Genomic DNA, 17,114 nt, shown 5'->3' with positions numbered 1-17,114 from the left:
TTAGCTACTTAATATTATTAAAAAAATCACTTAGTATTTTGATATACAATTCGATTCCTTCTTCTATTTCGTTTACATATATAAATTCGTCAGCCGAGTGTGAGCGTAAGCTTTCTCCTGGCCCCAGTTTTAAAGATTTGCAATATAAAACCGATTGATCCGAAAGGGTAGGCGAGCCATAAGTGGTTCTTCCCAAAGCGATACCTGCTTGTACCAATCCGTGTGAAACAGGAATTGATGAAGCGTTCAAGTGCATCGAACGAGGTGTTACTTCGGCAGCTACGTTTGCTCTTACTGTGTCTAAAATTTCGGTATTGTTGTAGCAATCATTCACACGAATATCGACAACCAAATGACATTCAGCAGGAACAACATTGTGTTGCTTTCCGGCGGTAACCTGGGTTACAGTCATTTTTACAGGTCCTAAAACCTCAGATATTTTCTCAAATTGATAGCTTTTAAACCATTCAATTACCGGCATGGCATTGTAAATAGGATTGTCAGGATTGTTGTGTGCAGCGTGACTTGCCGTCCCTTTAACAACCACATCTAATACCAATAATCCTTTTTCGGCTACGGCTAATTGCATTAAGGTTGGTTCACCAACAATGGCACATTCCAGTTCCGGTAAATGTTTTAGAATACTATTCAAACCATTTTTTCCGCTGCTTTCTTCCTCTGCGGTAGCTGCAACTACAATATTGTAAGGCAGGTTTTCATTGGCATAAAAATGAGTAAATGTGGCAATTAGCGAAACTAAACATCCTCCGGCATCGTTACTTCCCAGACCAAATAATTTTCCGTCTTCTACTTTTGCTTCAAATGGATCGTTAGTATAACCCTGGTTTGGTCTCACAGTATCGTGGTGCGAATTGAGTAAAAGTGTCGGTTTGGATTTATCAAAATGTTTATTGTAAGCCCAAACATTATTGTTTTCTCTTTCGAAAGGAATGTTATTCTGAGTAAACCAATTTTCGATTAAAAGTGCTGTTTGCTCTTCTTCACTCGAAAATGAAGGCGTCTGAATCAGTGATTTTAATAACGCAATGGCTTCTTGTATAAGAGTTTCTATGTTTTTCATATTTTATTTTTTTGCTACGAAGAGACAAAGTCGCAAAGTTTTAAATTATTTCTTTGTGTCTTGGCGTCTTTGTGGCAAATTAATTATAATTCTATACTCGTACAAATTGCCTCTGAGTTTTTCAACATTCTGTGATGGCCAATTTTAATTTTTTGAACTCCTTTAGACAAACTATTGAAACAGTTATCCAATTTAGGAATCATTCCCGAATGAATGGCTCCTTCTTCTTTTAATTGCGAATAAAGAGCAGAATTGATTTGGCGAATAACCGAATTTTCATCTTCAACATCGGTTAAAACTCCCGCTTTTTCGAAACAATAGTTCAAGGTTACTTCAAAAACTTCCGATGCTGCTATGGCTAATTCGCTCGCAATTGTATCGGCATTAGTGTTTAATAATTGTCCGTTTTTATCGTGTGTAATAGCACAGAAAACAGGAACAATTCCGCTATTGATTAAGGTTTCCAATAAAGGAGTATTCACTTTTTGAACATCGCCTACAAAACCGTAATCAATCGTTGGATGGTCTCTTTTAGTAGATTGAATTAAATTCCCGTCAGCTCCTGAAAATCCCATTGCATTGGTGTTATGAGCCTGTAATTGAGCAACAACATTTTTGTTGATTTCTCCGGCATAAATCATCACCACTACGTCAAGCATAGGTTTATCGGTAATTCTTCGTCCGTCAATCATCTGAGGAACTAAACCAATACTTTGCGCCATTTTAGTAGCCGATTTTCCGCCACCGTGAACCAAAATTTTATTTCCTTCAATCTTAGAAAAATCTGCTAAAAAATGAGCTAATTCCGTTGGATTATCTATGATGTTTCCACCAATTTTTATGATGGATAAGGATTGCTTACTTTTTTCCATTTTCCAATATTTTTTGCAAAACTAATTGAGCAGAATAGGTTCTGTTATTTGCTTGTTCGATGACAACAGAATTTTCGCTGTCAATTACTTCGTCAGTAACAATTACATTTCTTCTAACAGGCAAACAGTGCATGAATTTAGCATTATTAGTTAAAGCCATTTTCTCAGCAGTAACGGTCCAATTTGGGTCAGAATTAGTAATTTTTCCGTATTCTTTATAATTACTCCAGTTTTTAGCATAGATAAAATCAGCATTTTCGAAAGCCTTATTTTGATCGTATTCGATTTTGGAATCTTTGGTGATTTCCGGATTCAATTCGTAGCCTTCAGGATGCGTAATTACAAAATCCATATTTTCCTGCTTTTGCATCATTTCTACAAAAGAGTTTGGAACAGCCTGAGGCAAAGCTCTAGGATGTGGAGCCCAGGTTAAAACTACTTTTGCTCTGTGTTTGGTTTTGTGTTCTGCCATTGTAATTGCGTCGGCAAGGGATTGCATTGGGTGTCCCGTAGCACTTTCCATGTTTACAACCGGTACAGAAGCATATTTTAAGAAACCGGAAATTACGGTTTCGGCATTGTCTTTTTCTTTATCAACCAATCCTGCAAAAGCTCTAATCGCGATGATATCGCAATATTGAGAAACAACTGCTGCGGCTTCCTTGATGTGTTCCGATGAACCTTGATCCATAACAACTCCATCCTGGAATTCCAAAGTCCAGCCTTCGCTGTTAAAATTCATTACAATCACGTTCATTCCCAAATTCATAGCCGCTTTTTGCGTACTCAAACGGGTTCTCAAACTAGAGTTGAAAAACAACATCCCTAAGGTTTTGTTTTTTCCCAGTTTTTTATTCTTAAGCGGATTTTTTTTGATTTTTAACGCTTGTTTCACCCATTTGTCAAGTGAATCGATGTTTTGTATGGATATAAAGTTCATTGTTCTTTATTTATATGTTTTTTGTAAGCTGATTAAACGGATTCACGATAGCGAATCCGCATTATATGTGTTCCTATCTAAACAATCTTTGTAAATGCAATTTCATTCTTCAAGGCATTCAAGATAAAATTATCTTTCAAACCATTGATAATCCAGGTTTCAATATTAGCTTCTTTTGCGATGGCTACGGCTTCTATTTTTGATTGCATTCCGCCAGTTCCGTGTGACGATTTAGAATCTCCAATTTCTTTTTCCAAGTCCTTCAACTCTTTTACTGAAAGTATGGTTTCAGGAGTTCCTTTATCCATCGATTCTTTGGTGTAAAAACCGTCGGTATTGGTGGCAATAATCAAAATATCTACTTTTAATAAAACAGCGGCCAAAGCGGCTAATTTATCGTTGTCGCCAAATTTAATTTCATCCGTGGCTACCGTATCGTTTTCGTTGATAATTGGGATGTAATTGTTTTTAACTAATACGTTGATGGTATTTACGATGTTTTTTCTGGTTTGTTCTTTTTCGAAATCAGAATAAGAAAGCAAACACTGAGAAGTATTTAAGCCTAAATCCTTGAAGTTTTCATTGTAAATCCGCATCAAGTGTGGCTGACCTATAGAAGCCAAAGCTTGTTTTACAAAAACATCTTTGTCGTTATTGTCTAACTTAACAAATTGTTTCGCTGCAGCAATAGCACCTGAACTCACAATGATAAATTCGTATTCATCGTTTAAGGCGGCTATTTGCATACCAATGTCTTCAATCTTTCCTCTCGAAATATGATTGGTTTCTTTGGTTAGCGTATTGCTTCCTAATTTTAATAAAATTCTTTTTTTTGCCATGTTTTTTTAACCGCAAAGGGCTTTTTTTAACCACAAACCTGTCTGCCGACAGGCAGGGGACACTAAGTAATCGCAAAGTGCACAAAGTTTTTTATTCTTTTACTTTGTGAAAAAGTTCACAAAGTCATGTTTATATTTTTTACAGTTTGGGTTTTAAATCTGTAATCAAAAATCTTAAATCATTTTTGTTCTCGACTTCGCTCGAACTGACAACGGATTACTGCAAACTGAAATCTGCCTTCTGCTATCTAACTTGTCCGTCTCCGTAAATATACCATTTATTGGTTACCAAATGCTGTAAACCAATTGGTCCACGTTGGTGCAATTTATCGGTACTGATGGCTAATTCCCCACCTAAACCGAATTGTCCTCCATCAGTAAAACGGGTAGAAGCGTTTTGATATACTGCTGCCGAATCAATATTGTCCATAAATTGCTGAGCAACGGCATTATTTTGTGTAATTATTGAAGCAGAATGTCCACCACAATATTTGTTGATTTTTGCAATCGCTTCTTCGTCTGAATTTACGACTCCAACTACAATTTTATAATTCAAAAACTCTTCGTACCAAATTTCTTCATTTTCAATTGCAGGTATCTGAGTCGCATTTGCGAAAGCGGTATCACCTAAAATTTCAACGTTATATTTTTTTAATTCTTCAACCAATTGTTTACCAAAAGTTTCCCAATTAGGTAATTTAGTATCAATCAAAACTTTGTCTAAAGCATTGCAGACACCAATGTTTGTTGTTTTTCCGTTGATGATGATATCAAGGGCTTTTTTCAAATTGGCTTCTTTGTTGATGTAAAGAAAGTTGTTGCCGCGACCACTTACAATTACCGGACAAGTAGCGTATTTTTTAGTAAACTCAATTAGTTTTTCACCACCACGTGGTACAATTAAATCCACTCTTTGTGTTGGTTTTTCTAAGAAAGCCTGAGTTTGAACACGATCATAATTTAAATATTCCACCCAGTCCGTGCTTACTCCGTTTTCTTCCAGTGCCTGATGCCAAAGACTTACAATCTTTTGATTAGAAAGTAAAGATTCTTTACCACCTTTTAATAAAATTTTGTTTCCTGATTTAAAGGCAATTCCACCCGCTTCCACAGTTACGTCCGGACGCGATTCGTAAATAATCAAAATCGTTCCAAAAGCAGCCGTTTTGTTGCTGATTCTCATTCCGTTGTCATGAGTAAACTCATAACGAACCTGTCCCACAGGATCTTCCTGACCGGCTAATTGTTTTACCGAAAGAATCATTCCGTCTACCTTAGCATCATCTACAAGCAAACGTTTTTCCATAGCTAAATCTTCACCGTTATAATTGGTTAAATCCTGCTGGTTGATGGCTTTTAAAGCTTCTCTTTCTTGTTCTAAAAGAGCCGCCATTTTTGTCAATACAGCGTTTCTTTTTTCTATGGATAATAATGTACTCATTTTTATGATTTAATTATTTTAAACAAAATATAAATTAAAAAATTCAACCATATAAGACATATAAGCTCATTTAAGCTAATTGGAACAAGAACTTATCTGTTCTTATATGTTTTATATGGTAAAAAAATCTATATTCTAAATGTTTTAATTATTATTTTAATTCAGCTAATGATTCCTGTAAAGCTTTGATAAATGTGTCAATAGCATCCGTTGTAATCGTTAGCGGAGGAAGGATTCTCAATAAGTTTTTATTGTTAGATCCACCTGTGAAAATATATTTTTCAATAATCATTTTCTTTCTCAAAGCACTCACGTCAAAGTCAAATTCAACTCCTAACATCAATCCTCTTCCTTTTACTTTTTTGATTTCAGGAATTACTTTAATCGCTTCCATAAAGTATGCTGATACTTTGTTGGTGTTTTCGATTAAGTTTTTGTCTGCCATCACATCTAATACTGCAATTCCTGCTGCACAAGCTAAATGACTTCCACCAAAAGTAGTTCCTAGCAATCCGTAGCTTGCCTGGAATTTAGGCGAAATCAAAACCCCTCCAATTGGGAAACCGTTCCCCATACCTTTTGCAGTAGTTACGATATCCGGATGGATTCCGTGGTGTTGGAAAGCAAAGAATTTTCCGCTTCTTCCGTAACCTGATTGTACTTCGTCCAAAATCAAAATCACTTCATTAGCCTGACAAGCTTTTTCTAAAGCCTGGAAGAATTCTGTTGTTCCCTGATCTAAACCACCAACCCCTTGAATTGGCTCGATAATCACCGCACATACATCTCCTTTTTGTAATTCCGCTTCAACCAATTCAATTTGGTTCAAAGGCAGGAAAGTAACTGCTTGTTGCGCATTCAAAGGAGCAACAATTTTCTTGTTGTCAGTTACAGCAACAGCAGCCGAAGTTCTTCCGTGGAAAGAATTATCAAAAGCAATTACTCTTGATTTTTCAGTATGGAAAGAAGCTAATTTCAATGCATTTTCATTTGCTTCAGCTCCTGAACTGCATAAGAACAAGCTAAAATCAGTTAAGCCGGAAGCTTTTCCTAATTTTTCAGCCAATTCTACTTGTAAAGGATTTTGAATCGCATTCGAGTAAAAACTCAAATTATCCAATTGTTCTTTTACTTTAGCCACATAATCCGGTTGGGTGTGACCAATTGAAATTACTCCGTGTCCAGAGTATAAATCTAAATATTCTGTTCCTTTTTCGTCGTAAATAGTGCAATCAACTGCTTTAACAGGCGTAATAGGATATAATGGGTAAACGTCAAATAAGTTCATTTTTTTTTTGTTGTTTAATTTTTTATTTGTTGATTTGGTTATTCGATTAAACAAATAACCGATTTACCAAATCAACTTTTTTTAGAATCCACATGGTTTAAGGTGTAATCCTGTAGTTTCTTCCAATCCAAACATTAAATTCATGTTTTGAACGGCCTGACCAGAGGCACCTTTTAATAAATTATCAATAGTTGATGTTATTAAAACCCGGTTTCCTTTTTTCATTAAACTAATGATACATTTGTTGGTTTGGACTACTTGTTTCATATTGATGTTAGTAGTTGTCACCGTTACAAATGGCTGATCAGCGTAGAAAGCTTCGTATTTAGCAACTAAATTCTCTAAACTCTCTTCTGATTTTGTGTATAAGGTTGCAAAAATTCCTCTTGGGAAATCTCCTCTGTTTGGAATGAAAATCAATTCATCATTAAAAGAAGCTTGCAATTGTTTAATACTTTGATTAATCTCACCTAAATGTTGGTGTTCAAATGCTTTGTAGTGAGAAAAGTTGTTGTTTCTCCAGCTAAAATGAGAAGTAGCAGCCAATCCTACACCGGCACCAGTACTTCCTGTTGTAGCATTGATGTGAACATCTTCAGTTAATGCTCCTTCAGCAGCCAATGGTAATAAAGCCAATTGAATAGCGGTTGCAAAACAACCCGGGTTAGCAATATAATCGGCAGATTTAATGTCGTTTTTGTTTAATTCAGGTAAGCCATAAACGAATGATTTTCCGTTGAAATCTTTGTCTTTTGTTAAACGGAAATCATTTCCTAAGTCGATGATTTTTGTGCTATCAGAGAACTTATTGTTTTCTAAAAACGCAATTGATTTTCCGTGTCCTAAACACAAGAAAACAACATCCACATCAGGATTGATAGTGTCAGTAAAATTCATTTCAATATCACCCAAAATATCCTGGTGAGCGATTGATAATGGTTTTCCTGCATTGGTGGTACTGTAAACAAAATCTAATTTGGCATTCGGGTGAAACATCAGGATTCTGATTAATTCTCCTGCTGTATATCCTGATCCACCAATTATTCCAACTTTAATCATAGTTTTTTATTTTTTTAGACTTTATTGTTTGAACAATTCAGTCTGAATTAAATGAACCATTAAGAAATTAAGTTTCATTAAGATTTTTAACTAAATGTTCCTTGATTTCTTAATGGTTGAAATTTTGTTTTAGCGTTTCTTATTAAAGAAAAGCTTATTCGTAAGTCTCTTTATTTACTGAAGAGAAAATGTTTTGAGCGTTACCTAAGATTTTGATAAATCCTTTAGCATCTTCTGATGTCCAAGCATTGTTCATTTCCCCGTATTGACCAAAACCAGTATTCATCAAGTCGTTTTCAGATTCGATACCATCTAATGAGAAGTGGTACGGTTTCAATGAAACAAATACTTTTCCGTTTACTGTTTTTTGAGTGTCTTCTAAGAAAGTCTCAATGTTTCTCATTACAGGATCTAAAAATTGCCCTTCGTGGAATAACATTCCGTACCAGTTTCCTAATTGTTCTTTCCAGTATTGTTGCCATTTACCTAAGGTGTGTTTCTCTAATAAATGGTGTGCTTTGATGATAATAAGTGGAGCAGCAGCTTCAAAACCAACTCTTCCTTTGATTCCGATGATAGTGTCACCTACGTGAATATCTCTACCAATGGCATAAGCGTTAGCTAATTTTTCTAAAGCTACAATATTGTTTGAAGGTTTGTCAGCAACTCCGTTGATAGCAACTAATTCTCCTTTTTTGAATTCCAATGTTACTTTTTCTTCACCTTCTTTTTCTAATTGAGAAGGGTAAGCTTCACTTGGAAGCGGCTCTTTAGAAGTTAAAGTTTCTTTTCCTCCAACACTTGTTCCCCAAAGTCCTTTGTTGATAGAATATTGTGCTTTTTCCCAAGAATAGTGTACTCCGTTTTTAATCAAATAATCCACCTCTTCCTGTCTTGATAATTTCAAGTCACGGATAGGAGTGATGATTTCAATTTCGGGAGCGATGGTTTGGAAAATTAAATCAAAACGAATCTGGTCATTTCCTGCACCTGTACTTCCGTGAGCGATAGCTGTAGCACCAACAGATTTAGCATATTTTATAGCTTCGATTGCCTGAAAAACACGTTCAGCACTTACTGATAATGGGTAGGTATTGTTTTTTAAAACATTACCGTAAATTAAATACTTAATGGCTTTGTCATAATATTTATCTAAGATAGTAAGGTTAGCATGCTTAGCACTTCCTAACTCATAAGCTCTGTCTTCGATAGCTTTTAATTCGGCATCATCAAAACCTCCTGTATTAATTAATACGGTGTGAACTTCATATCCTTGTTCATTTTTTAAATATTTAAGGCAATATGAGGTGTCTAAACCTCCACTATAAGCTAATACAACTTTTTTCATTTTTCTTGATCTATGGGCTATTTACTATTCTTTTAGAAGTTTCGTATTTAGCTGATTATATATAATTTAGTTTATTCGTTTTACTTATTCTAAAAACAATGCTTGCTTGATTTTTTTTAATCTGTTCCAAATCCTAACATTGAATGGATGTTTAGGCGGATCTTTTGGTTTCTCAGCCGGATCATATAACATTCCCGTGCACAAACACATTTTATAATCTTTGCTTTTTAGTATTTCAAAATTAGTACAGGTTTTACAACCGGACCAAAATGTAGGATCGCTGGTTAATTCAGAAAAAGGAACTGGTTTATATCCTAAATCAGAATTGATTTTCATTACAGCCAAACCGGTTGTGATACCAAAAACTTTGGCACCAGGGTATTTTTTCAAAGAATAATTAAACACAAAGGTTTTAATTTTCTTGGCCAGACCTAGATTTCTAAAATCAGGATGTACAATCAATCCAGAATGGGCAACAAACTTACCGTGTTGCCAACTTTCGATATAGCAGAAACCTGCAAAATCACCGTTTTTATCCAATGCGATAACGGCATCCCTGTTTTCCATTTTTTTCTGGACATATTCGGGAGTTCTTTTTGCTATTCCGGTTCCTCTCAATAGGGCAGACGTTTCTATAGTATCACAAATAATTTGTGCATACTTAAAATGTTCTTCCTGAGCTATAACAATAGAGATATTCATTTCAAAAGATGAATTTTGGGTTAAAAAATGTGAAATAATTATATTTTAATACGGAACCTTTTTTGAAATTGACTGCAAAATTAACATAATAAAACCAACAAGAAAAAATGTAGGAATATAAAATGTGTAAAATTTTGTTTTTAGGATATGTAAATCCAACAAATAATGGCTGTAATTTCAATTTTGGTACTGATAAAAAATAATGAATTGATTTAGACAAAGAAGTATTTAGATACTATACAAGTATCCGTACTTCGGGCGAAGTAACAGGCCTGTCTATCCGTGACAATGAGGTAATATGTACACTTTTGTAATTCATTGATGCAAAAGTACACATATTTTTCAAACTGAACATGGTTTTATAATTTATTTTAACATTTGAGTTTTTGTATCCAAATATTTGTAAATCAAATAGTTGTGTTTTATTTGATTGAAAAAGTTCTGAGGGTTTTAAATTTTGTTTTTTACCAGAATCCCTCTCAGTTTAGATTTCAAATCTTCACCAGTGTTGTAGATCATTTGTTCATTACTTGGAAACGGAACTAATTTTCGATTAAAATAAGAATAATAAGATTCTTCAGTAGCTCTTTTATCGCCTTTGTAAGTGGCATAATCATTCTTAAAAACAGATTCAGAAGTCAGTGGAAAAGATTGTAAAAGCTGTTTATTTTTAAAATCGATATAATCCACATTAGCAGTAATTTGAGAGGCTTTAAACTGATTGAATTCCCTAATTCGAATCACAATAGTTTTTAAATTATCTACTTTAATTACTTTTCCAAGGCTGTCTTTTACCGGTTTTCCGTTTTTGTCTAAAAGATCTTTCAGGCCGTCTTTGATTATTTTTTCTTTTACAAATTCTTTCTCTTTGATTTGCTCAGGTGTGATGTTGATGTCCTTGAAATTAACAACTATCTGGTAATCATATTTAATTTGTTTTTGAATGCTGTTGTGATAAACCGTCCATTTATCATTCATTCCAAGGGTGTTGAAATCCAGTAAATCGTTTTGTAAATCCACCGGAATTACCATATTAGTTTGATTGCGCAAGGCTACGGTAACGTAGTATCTTCCTTTGTTCAAGGCTTCTTCCTGTAGTTGTAAGGTGTTTTGGTAGTTAGGATTAATTTGGTTTAAATATTCCAAATCGTCATAAGCTTTTCTAATGTCCATTTTGTTAGTTGATTTTAGTAAAGCTTTGCTAGAATCATATAAATATTTAGACAAGGCATTTTTGCTTTCAACGATTTGTTTGTTGTAATTATCAAAAGAAAATTTAGCATTCTTTCCTTCTTTAAGAAGTTGTAAAGGAAGCAAAGGTTTTATTATTTCTTGACGACGGTCTAATTGAATATAGGTATTGTAAATTTTTTCCAGATTAGATGGATTTTTGTCTTGCTCGAGTAAGTTCAAACTGTTTAAATCTCTTTCTTTGGCTTTAAAAAAAGCTTCTTCAAGAAGATATACATAATCCTGATTTCCTTTTTTGTCTTTATTCGAACGCAAATTATTTACGGCGTTATCAATGGCTTCGTCATAATTTCCTGAAGTTAACATATTGCGGGTTTGTTTTACGCCACAGGCAGTTATGAAAATTAAAGTGATAAGTAAGGGTAGGTGTTTTTTCATGGTCAAAATTTTGAACAAATATATTTTTTTAAAATCAATTTTTTAGTATTATTAAGTGGCTCCTTAAAATTTATTAAAAAAAAGAAATTTTCCTTTCCCTAGTGCCTAAACGGAGAAAAATTTCTTTAAAATTCATTGAAATTACACCCTTTAGGGTTTTGGGGAATTAATTTTGATGAATTTTATGCCAAATAAAAAGCCATCAAAAATGAATTTGATGGCTTTCGGAAATATAAAAAGGTTTGTGTGTTAGTGAGCACCGCCTTCGGTTTCCACATGGGAAACTCCTTGTTTTTTGAGGATTTTAGGGCAATAAAAACCATAAAAGGCTAAATAACCAAATCCTAAAAGAGGTATGATGTAGGAGAAATGTGTCCAGGAAATCCCAAAAATTCCCTCAGGGTTACTTAGGTCAAAATCGCAAATTCTTCCCTGAACCAGCGGAATTACCCCGCCTCCTAAGATCATCATAATCAGGAATGAAGAAGCTTTTCCGGTATTTTTTCCTAAACCTGCAATGGCTAAGTCAAAAATTGAAGGCCACATTATAGATAAGAATAATCCTCCTGAGATAAAAAAGAATTTCGCAATTTCTCTATCCGGATAAATTAATCCCATTAACATCATTACTAATCCTGAAATACCAAAAAGCATTAATGTTTTTCCGGCATTTTTTCCACCAATGAAACTAATCAGGATAAAAATTAAAATCCAAATAGGATAGATATAGAAAGCATCGACTTCGTGTTCGGCAAAAATATTGGTAGCTATAATAACTCCAAAAGCAAGGGCAGGAACAATAAATTTAAGTGCCATCGTGGTTAGTTTGGAAGTATTAAATACGTTTACCCCTCCATTCCAGCGGCCTATCATTAAACTTCCCCAGTACAAAGCAATAAACGGAGGGATGGATTCTTCTAAGATATTTCCAAATTCGGCAGTTTTTAATAAGGCGGGAAGATTACTGATGATGCTCACTTCGGTTCCTACATAAATAAAAATAGCAATCATTCCTAAATACAATTGAGGATAATCGCTAATAGCAAATTTTTTATTACCCGCTTCTATTTTTATTTCTTCTTCTTTTGCAGGATCTTCAATTTTAGAAAAAAGCATAAAAAGTGCTACCAGAATAAATGCGCAACCTAGGATGATAAAAGGAAGTTTGATGTCTTCTAATGAAAGTGCTGTTTCTTTGCTGCTTCCCATTCCAAATAATGCAATTCCTAACAAAATAGCTCCAATAGTGGTTCCGAATGAGTTGACACCACCAGCTAATGTTAAACGATGCGCTCCGGTTGCGGGGCTTCCCATTTTAATAGCCAATGGATTGGCTACAATTTGTTGAATCGAAAATCCCAATCCTACGGTGAATAAAGCGGTTAGAAAGAAAGGAAAACTTTCCATTGTGGCGGCAGGAACAAATAAAAATGAACCAAAAGCAGAAAGAGTTAAACCGGCTGCCAGTGTTTTTTTGTATCCAAATTTTTGTAACACATCTGATTTTAGAGAAACCAGAAAAAAGATAATAGAACCCACAAAATAAGCTGCATAAAACGCCCAAGCTACTAATTGGGATTGTACCTGCGACAGCGTAAAAACCTTTTTAAATACCGGTATCAAAATATCATTGGCTGAACCAACAAATCCCCAGAAAAAAAATACGGTAACAAGGGAAATAAATTGCCCCCATTTGGTTTGTAAATTTTCAGAATTCATAATTTTTTAGTTGATTTTTTTAGTTTAGTGTTTTTTTTATTAGTGATGTTTTGCGTAAATGTATTTTTATTTTTTTTCAGTTCAAAAAGTTTAATTTTCTTTTTTGGAGTAAAATGTCGGTTTTTCGACGAAAGGCATAAATATTACATGTTTTCGACTGAATTGTACATGTTTTTGTTTTTATCGAGTGTAAGTTTTTTATTTCTTTTAAATAAAAGATGCTAGTTGGGATTTGATAAACAGTTAATGCTTATGCTGTGGAACTGGCTGTGTATAATGGTTTGGGGGAGTTGTTGAATAAGTAGTAAAATAGAATGATTTTTGTGATTTGAGTTTTTAAGAGCTTTTACCGCAAACTTGTTATCCTGACAGGGAAGGATCTTAGCAAGTTGTTCTGTGTGTGTTTTGTACTGTTATAGTTAATCAAGATACCACACGAAAGGATTGGTGCGGCAGCGTGGGGTTCATTGTTGCGGACACGGAAAATATTTCCGCGCTTTCAGTTTATATTTTTTTTCGATAATAATATTTTTCAAATCCTTTTGGGAAGTCAGTTTCGGTTCCAATCTTTTTAAATCCTAGTTTTTCATAAAATCCGGGTGCCTGAAATGAAAAAGTGTCTAAACTTATAAATCTGCAATTCCGATTTTTAGCTTCTTTTTCTGCTTCAATAATTAATTTTCGTCCAATTCCTTGATTTCTGTTTTCAGGTTTCACAACAAAAGTTTTTACTTCTAAAGTTCCCCAAATTGAACGTCCATAAAGTCCGCCAATAATTTCATTCCGTTCATCTCTGGCAATTATTTCAATTGGCTTGTTAATCTCATTTCTGAATTCTTCTGTTTTACTTAAATTATATTCAATGAGCAATTTGATAATTCTGTCGTGAGATTCTTGGTGAATTTCGTCGGTTACTTTTATTTTCATTTTGAAAAATGGTTGGAGGTTAGATATTGCTCACTGTTGCGGGCACGGATTATAAATCCGCGCTGTCTAGTTATATTTAGTTTTTCAAGTTTATGTCGAACTGTGTGCAGAGTCTGTCTATAAATGGTAAGTCATTCCAAAAATCATAGAACTCAATTACTTCTTCCATTACAATTTTTCCTGTGTCATCATAGCGTCCACGACTTATAGGCCTCGGTTTTGAAACCTCAGAATATTTATCTTTAAGTAATTCTTTAGCAGTTGCCTTGTCGCCACAATATAATAAATAGGCAACTAAGCCATGATAGAATCTGTTCTTGGCAGTTTCAAATTCATTTTGATTTTGATTTGATGGATAAATATTGTCTACTGAGTCAAATTTGAAGTTTTTTGAAAATGAAGATTTAATGTCGCTAAGAGATTTATTGTTGTCAAAAATGGGGGTTAGAGTCCGATTTAGCTCGGCTAAAAAATGCTTTGTCAATTCGTCAACTGTTTCTTTAGTGCTTTCTTGGTCAATGTCATAAAATGTTGTACCGGAATATAGGCCAAGGTCGTAGGATAGAAAACAATTGTCGATTTTTGATATGTGTAATTTAGTTTTGTCTGGCCAGATTATTTGTGCTATGCTTTCGTTGTGAAAACCAATTTGTGGCTGAATTACCATGCTTCTAAAACCTGTTTTTCTTTTTTTAAGAAGCTTATCAAAGAAAAAAACTTGAGTCAGGTCACTTGTTGATTTTGTGAACTTATTGCCTGATTTTTTAAACCCTTTAGGTTTAAAGTATAGGTTATAGATTGTCTGAACAAAATTTCCGAAACTATTTTCTATCTCTTCATAAGTCATTGGCTAGCCGTATTTAAGTGTTTGCAGGTAACTATTTATATTTGTGACAAAATAACATATAATCACCTATAAATTGGTGTATATGTTTGATAACTATCACACATTATTTGTTTTCAAATATATCAAAATATCTTTACAAAACATCTTCTGGAAACAAAACGAAGTAAATAGCCCTGATAGTCCCGAAACTTCGGGAGGTATCCTCTTGTCTTGTCTTTTGGGACGAGACAAGAGATAGAGTGTACAGCAGGAGGGAAGTACTTATGAAAATCAGTGAGTTGTGCTTCTAAAAAAGAAAAAAGTCAATAAAAGCAGTGTTGTTTGGGTTAAGTAGTGATTATCAGTGTGATTTGTTTTGTAGTTAAGAAAAAAAGAATTAATTTTGCGCACCTTTTGGTGAATAAGAGTTTCCTTTAGGTATCAACTAATTATATCAACAACTTCTGTTGTTTTCTATCACATTAAGAAACTCGAGAGAATACAGAATACAAATTTTTTATCAGCATGTCTGAACAAATTAAATCACAAGAAGAGTTTTTAGCAAATTTTAACTGGCACAACTTTGAAGAAGGTATTGATGCAGTAGATGAAAAAAACTTATTAGAGTTTGAAGAACTAGTATCTAAAACTTTCATCTCTACTGACCAAGAAGAAGTAGTTGAAGGAGTTGTAGTTAGAATTACAGATAGAGACGTTATCGTTGATATCAATGCTAAATCTGAAGGTGTTATTTCTTTAAATGAATTCCGTTACAATCCAAACTTAAAAGTAGGTGACAAAGTTGAGGTATTAATTGACATCCGTGAGGATAAAACAGGTCAATTAGTATTATCTCACCGTAAAGCACGTACTATTAAATCTTGGGATAGAGTTATTGCAGCTAATGAAACTGGAGAAATCGTTAATGGTTTCGTTAAATGCAGAACTAAAGGTGGTATGATCGTTGACGTTTTCGGAATTGAAGCGTTCTTACCAGGATCTCAAATTGATGTTAAGCCAATTAGAGACTACGATGTTTATGTAAATAAAACTATGGAATTCAAAGTGGTAAAAATCAACCACGAATTCAAAAATGTTGTTGTATCTCACAAAGCTCTTATCGAAGCTGATATTGAAGTACAGAAAAAAGAAATCATCGGTCAATTACAAAAAGGACAAGTATTAGAAGGTGTTGTTAAAAACATTACTTCTTACGGTGTATTTATTGACTTAGGTGGTGTTGATGGATTAATCCACATTACTGACCTTTCTTGGTCAAGAATCAACCACCCATCTGAAGTTCTTGAATTAGACCAAAAATTGAACGTTGTAATCCTTGATTTTGATGATGAGAAAACAAGAATTCAATTAGGATTGAAACAATTAAACGCTCACCCATGGGATGCATTAGATGCTAACTTAACTATTGGTGATAAAGTTTCTGGTAAAGTAGTTGTAATCGCTGATTACGGTGCATTTATCGAAGTTGCTGAAGGTGTTGAAGGTTTAATCCACGTTTCTGAAATGTCATGGTCTACTCATTTACGTTCTGCTCAGGATTTCGTAAAAGTAGGTGATGTTGTTGAAGCAGTTATCTTGACTTTAGATAGAGACGATCGTAAGATGTCATTAGGTATCAAACAATTGACTCAAGATCCATGGACTGATATTACTTCTAAATACCCTGTAGGTTCTAAACATTCAGGTATCGTTAGAAACTTTACAAACTTTGGTATTTTCGTAGAATTAGAAGAAGGAATTGATGGATTAATCTACATCTCTGACTTATCTTGGACTAAGAAAATCAAACACCCATCTGAATTTGTAAATGTTGGTGAGAAATTAGATGTAGTTGTATTAGAATTAGATGTTGACGGACGTAAATTATCTTTAGGTCACAAACAAACTACTGCTAATCCTTGGGATCAATACGAAGATTCTTTCGCTGTAGGAACTATCCACAACGGAGAGATTTCTGAAATTGTTGACAAAGGAGCTACTGTAGAATTCGGAGATGATATCGTTGCTTTCATTCCTACTCGTCACCTTGAAAAAGAAGACGGAAAGAAATTGAAAAAAGGTGATTCAGCTGATTTCAAAGTAATCGAATTCAATAAAGAATTCAAAAGAGTAGTTGCTTCTCACACTGCTATCTTCCGTGAAGAAGAAGAGAAAAATGTGAAAGCTGCAACTGAAAATACTTCATCTGCATCTACTACTAATGCACCAGCTGCAACTTTAGGAGATAACAATGATGTATTAGCTGCATTGAAAGCTAAAATGGAAAAATCAGAGAAAAAATAATTTCTTAGATTTTCTAAATATTGAAAGTCCCGATAAAATCGGGACTTTTTTTATGCTCATTTTTTTAAGTTTTTTAGGAGAAAAGAGTTTTATGTAATTTTAGTAAGGATGCTGCGTAATTATAAGGTTTAATGGCTTT

14 protein-coding genes are annotated in these 17,114 nt (G+C 34.0%); 1 reads left to right on the top strand and 13 read right to left on the bottom strand.

The genetic code is table 11. The features are described from left to right. Nucleotides 1-4 precede the first annotated feature (4 nt). The 13 genes from FDM27_RS15690 to FDM27_RS15630 all read right to left on the bottom strand — a co-directional run bounded on the left by FDM27_RS15690 (nucleotide 5) and on the right by FDM27_RS15630 (nucleotide 14,692). A complete protein-coding gene (locus FDM27_RS15690) occupies nucleotides 5-1,081 on the bottom strand; it encodes a M20 family metallo-hydrolase (protein WP_140487901.1) in 1,077 nt (358 codons plus the stop codon). Between the two features lie 83 nt (nucleotides 1,082-1,164). Continuing rightward, nucleotides 1,165-1,953, bottom strand: a complete 789-nt coding sequence (gene argB, locus FDM27_RS15685) for an acetylglutamate kinase (protein WP_071183302.1) — start codon at nucleotides 1,951-1,953, stop codon at nucleotides 1,165-1,167. Continuing rightward, nucleotides 1,940-2,893: an N-acetylornithine carbamoyltransferase gene (locus FDM27_RS15680; protein WP_071183301.1), complete on the bottom strand. Its 954-nt coding sequence runs from the start codon at nucleotides 2,891-2,893 to the stop codon at nucleotides 1,940-1,942. Before FDM27_RS15680 ends, argB begins: the two co-directional genes overlap by 14 nt. Nucleotides 2,894-2,970: 77 nt before the next feature. Beyond that, on the bottom strand, nucleotides 2,971-3,732 hold the full coding sequence (gene proB, locus FDM27_RS15675) for a glutamate 5-kinase (RefSeq protein ID WP_140487899.1): 762 nt from the start codon (nucleotides 3,730-3,732) through the stop codon (nucleotides 2,971-2,973). A gap of 244 nt (nucleotides 3,733-3,976) precedes the next feature. Beyond that, the gene (locus tag FDM27_RS15670; RefSeq protein WP_140487897.1) at nucleotides 3,977-5,173 is read right to left on the bottom strand and encodes a glutamate-5-semialdehyde dehydrogenase; all 1,197 of its coding nucleotides are present in this window, start codon (nucleotides 5,171-5,173) and stop codon (nucleotides 3,977-3,979) included. A 151-nt stretch (nucleotides 5,174-5,324) separates the two neighbouring features. Then, on the bottom strand, nucleotides 5,325-6,461 hold the full coding sequence (locus FDM27_RS15665; RefSeq protein ID WP_140487895.1) for an aspartate aminotransferase family protein: 1,137 nt from the start codon (nucleotides 6,459-6,461) through the stop codon (nucleotides 5,325-5,327). A gap of 81 nt (nucleotides 6,462-6,542) precedes the next feature. Next, nucleotides 6,543-7,520 (bottom strand): N-acetyl-gamma-glutamyl-phosphate reductase, encoded by a 978-nt coding sequence (argC, locus tag FDM27_RS15660; protein ID WP_140487893.1) that lies wholly within the window; start codon nucleotides 7,518-7,520, stop codon nucleotides 6,543-6,545. Nucleotides 7,521-7,674: 154 nt separating this feature from the next. Next, the gene (locus FDM27_RS15655) at nucleotides 7,675-8,868 is read right to left on the bottom strand and encodes an argininosuccinate synthase (RefSeq protein WP_140487891.1); all 1,194 of its coding nucleotides are present in this window, start codon (nucleotides 8,866-8,868) and stop codon (nucleotides 7,675-7,677) included. Nucleotides 8,869-8,952: 84 nt separating this feature from the next. Next, nucleotides 8,953-9,570: a GNAT family N-acetyltransferase gene (locus FDM27_RS15650; protein WP_071183295.1), complete on the bottom strand. Its 618-nt coding sequence runs from the start codon at nucleotides 9,568-9,570 to the stop codon at nucleotides 8,953-8,955. 450 nt (nucleotides 9,571-10,020) lie between these two features. Next, nucleotides 10,021-11,199, bottom strand: a complete 1,179-nt coding sequence (locus FDM27_RS15645; RefSeq protein WP_140487889.1) for a hypothetical protein — start codon at nucleotides 11,197-11,199, stop codon at nucleotides 10,021-10,023. Between the two features lie 249 nt (nucleotides 11,200-11,448). Beyond that, nucleotides 11,449-12,918: an MFS transporter gene (locus tag FDM27_RS15640; RefSeq protein WP_140487887.1), complete on the bottom strand. Its 1,470-nt coding sequence runs from the start codon at nucleotides 12,916-12,918 to the stop codon at nucleotides 11,449-11,451. A 504-nt stretch (nucleotides 12,919-13,422) separates the two neighbouring features. Then, nucleotides 13,423-13,845 (bottom strand): GNAT family N-acetyltransferase, encoded by a 423-nt coding sequence (locus tag FDM27_RS15635; protein ID WP_140487884.1) that lies wholly within the window; start codon nucleotides 13,843-13,845, stop codon nucleotides 13,423-13,425. Nucleotides 13,846-13,921: 76 nt separating this feature from the next. Next, nucleotides 13,922-14,692, bottom strand: coding sequence for a hypothetical protein (locus FDM27_RS15630; protein ID WP_140487882.1), 771 nt, complete (start codon nucleotides 14,690-14,692; stop codon nucleotides 13,922-13,924). A 504-nt stretch (nucleotides 14,693-15,196) separates the two neighbouring features. Here FDM27_RS15630 and rpsA point away from each other — a divergent pair. Continuing rightward, nucleotides 15,197-16,975, top strand: coding sequence for a 30S ribosomal protein S1 (gene rpsA / locus FDM27_RS15625; protein ID WP_071183288.1), 1,779 nt, complete (start codon nucleotides 15,197-15,199; stop codon nucleotides 16,973-16,975). Nucleotides 16,976-17,114 lie beyond the last annotated feature (139 nt).

The organism is Flavobacterium sp. GSA192, from assembly GCF_006386525.1.
GTDB lineage: Bacteria > Bacteroidota > Bacteroidia > Flavobacteriales > Flavobacteriaceae > Flavobacterium > Flavobacterium commune.
The sequence above is the reverse complement of the archived record's forward strand: the minus strand, read 5'-3'. Positions and strand labels throughout refer to the sequence as shown.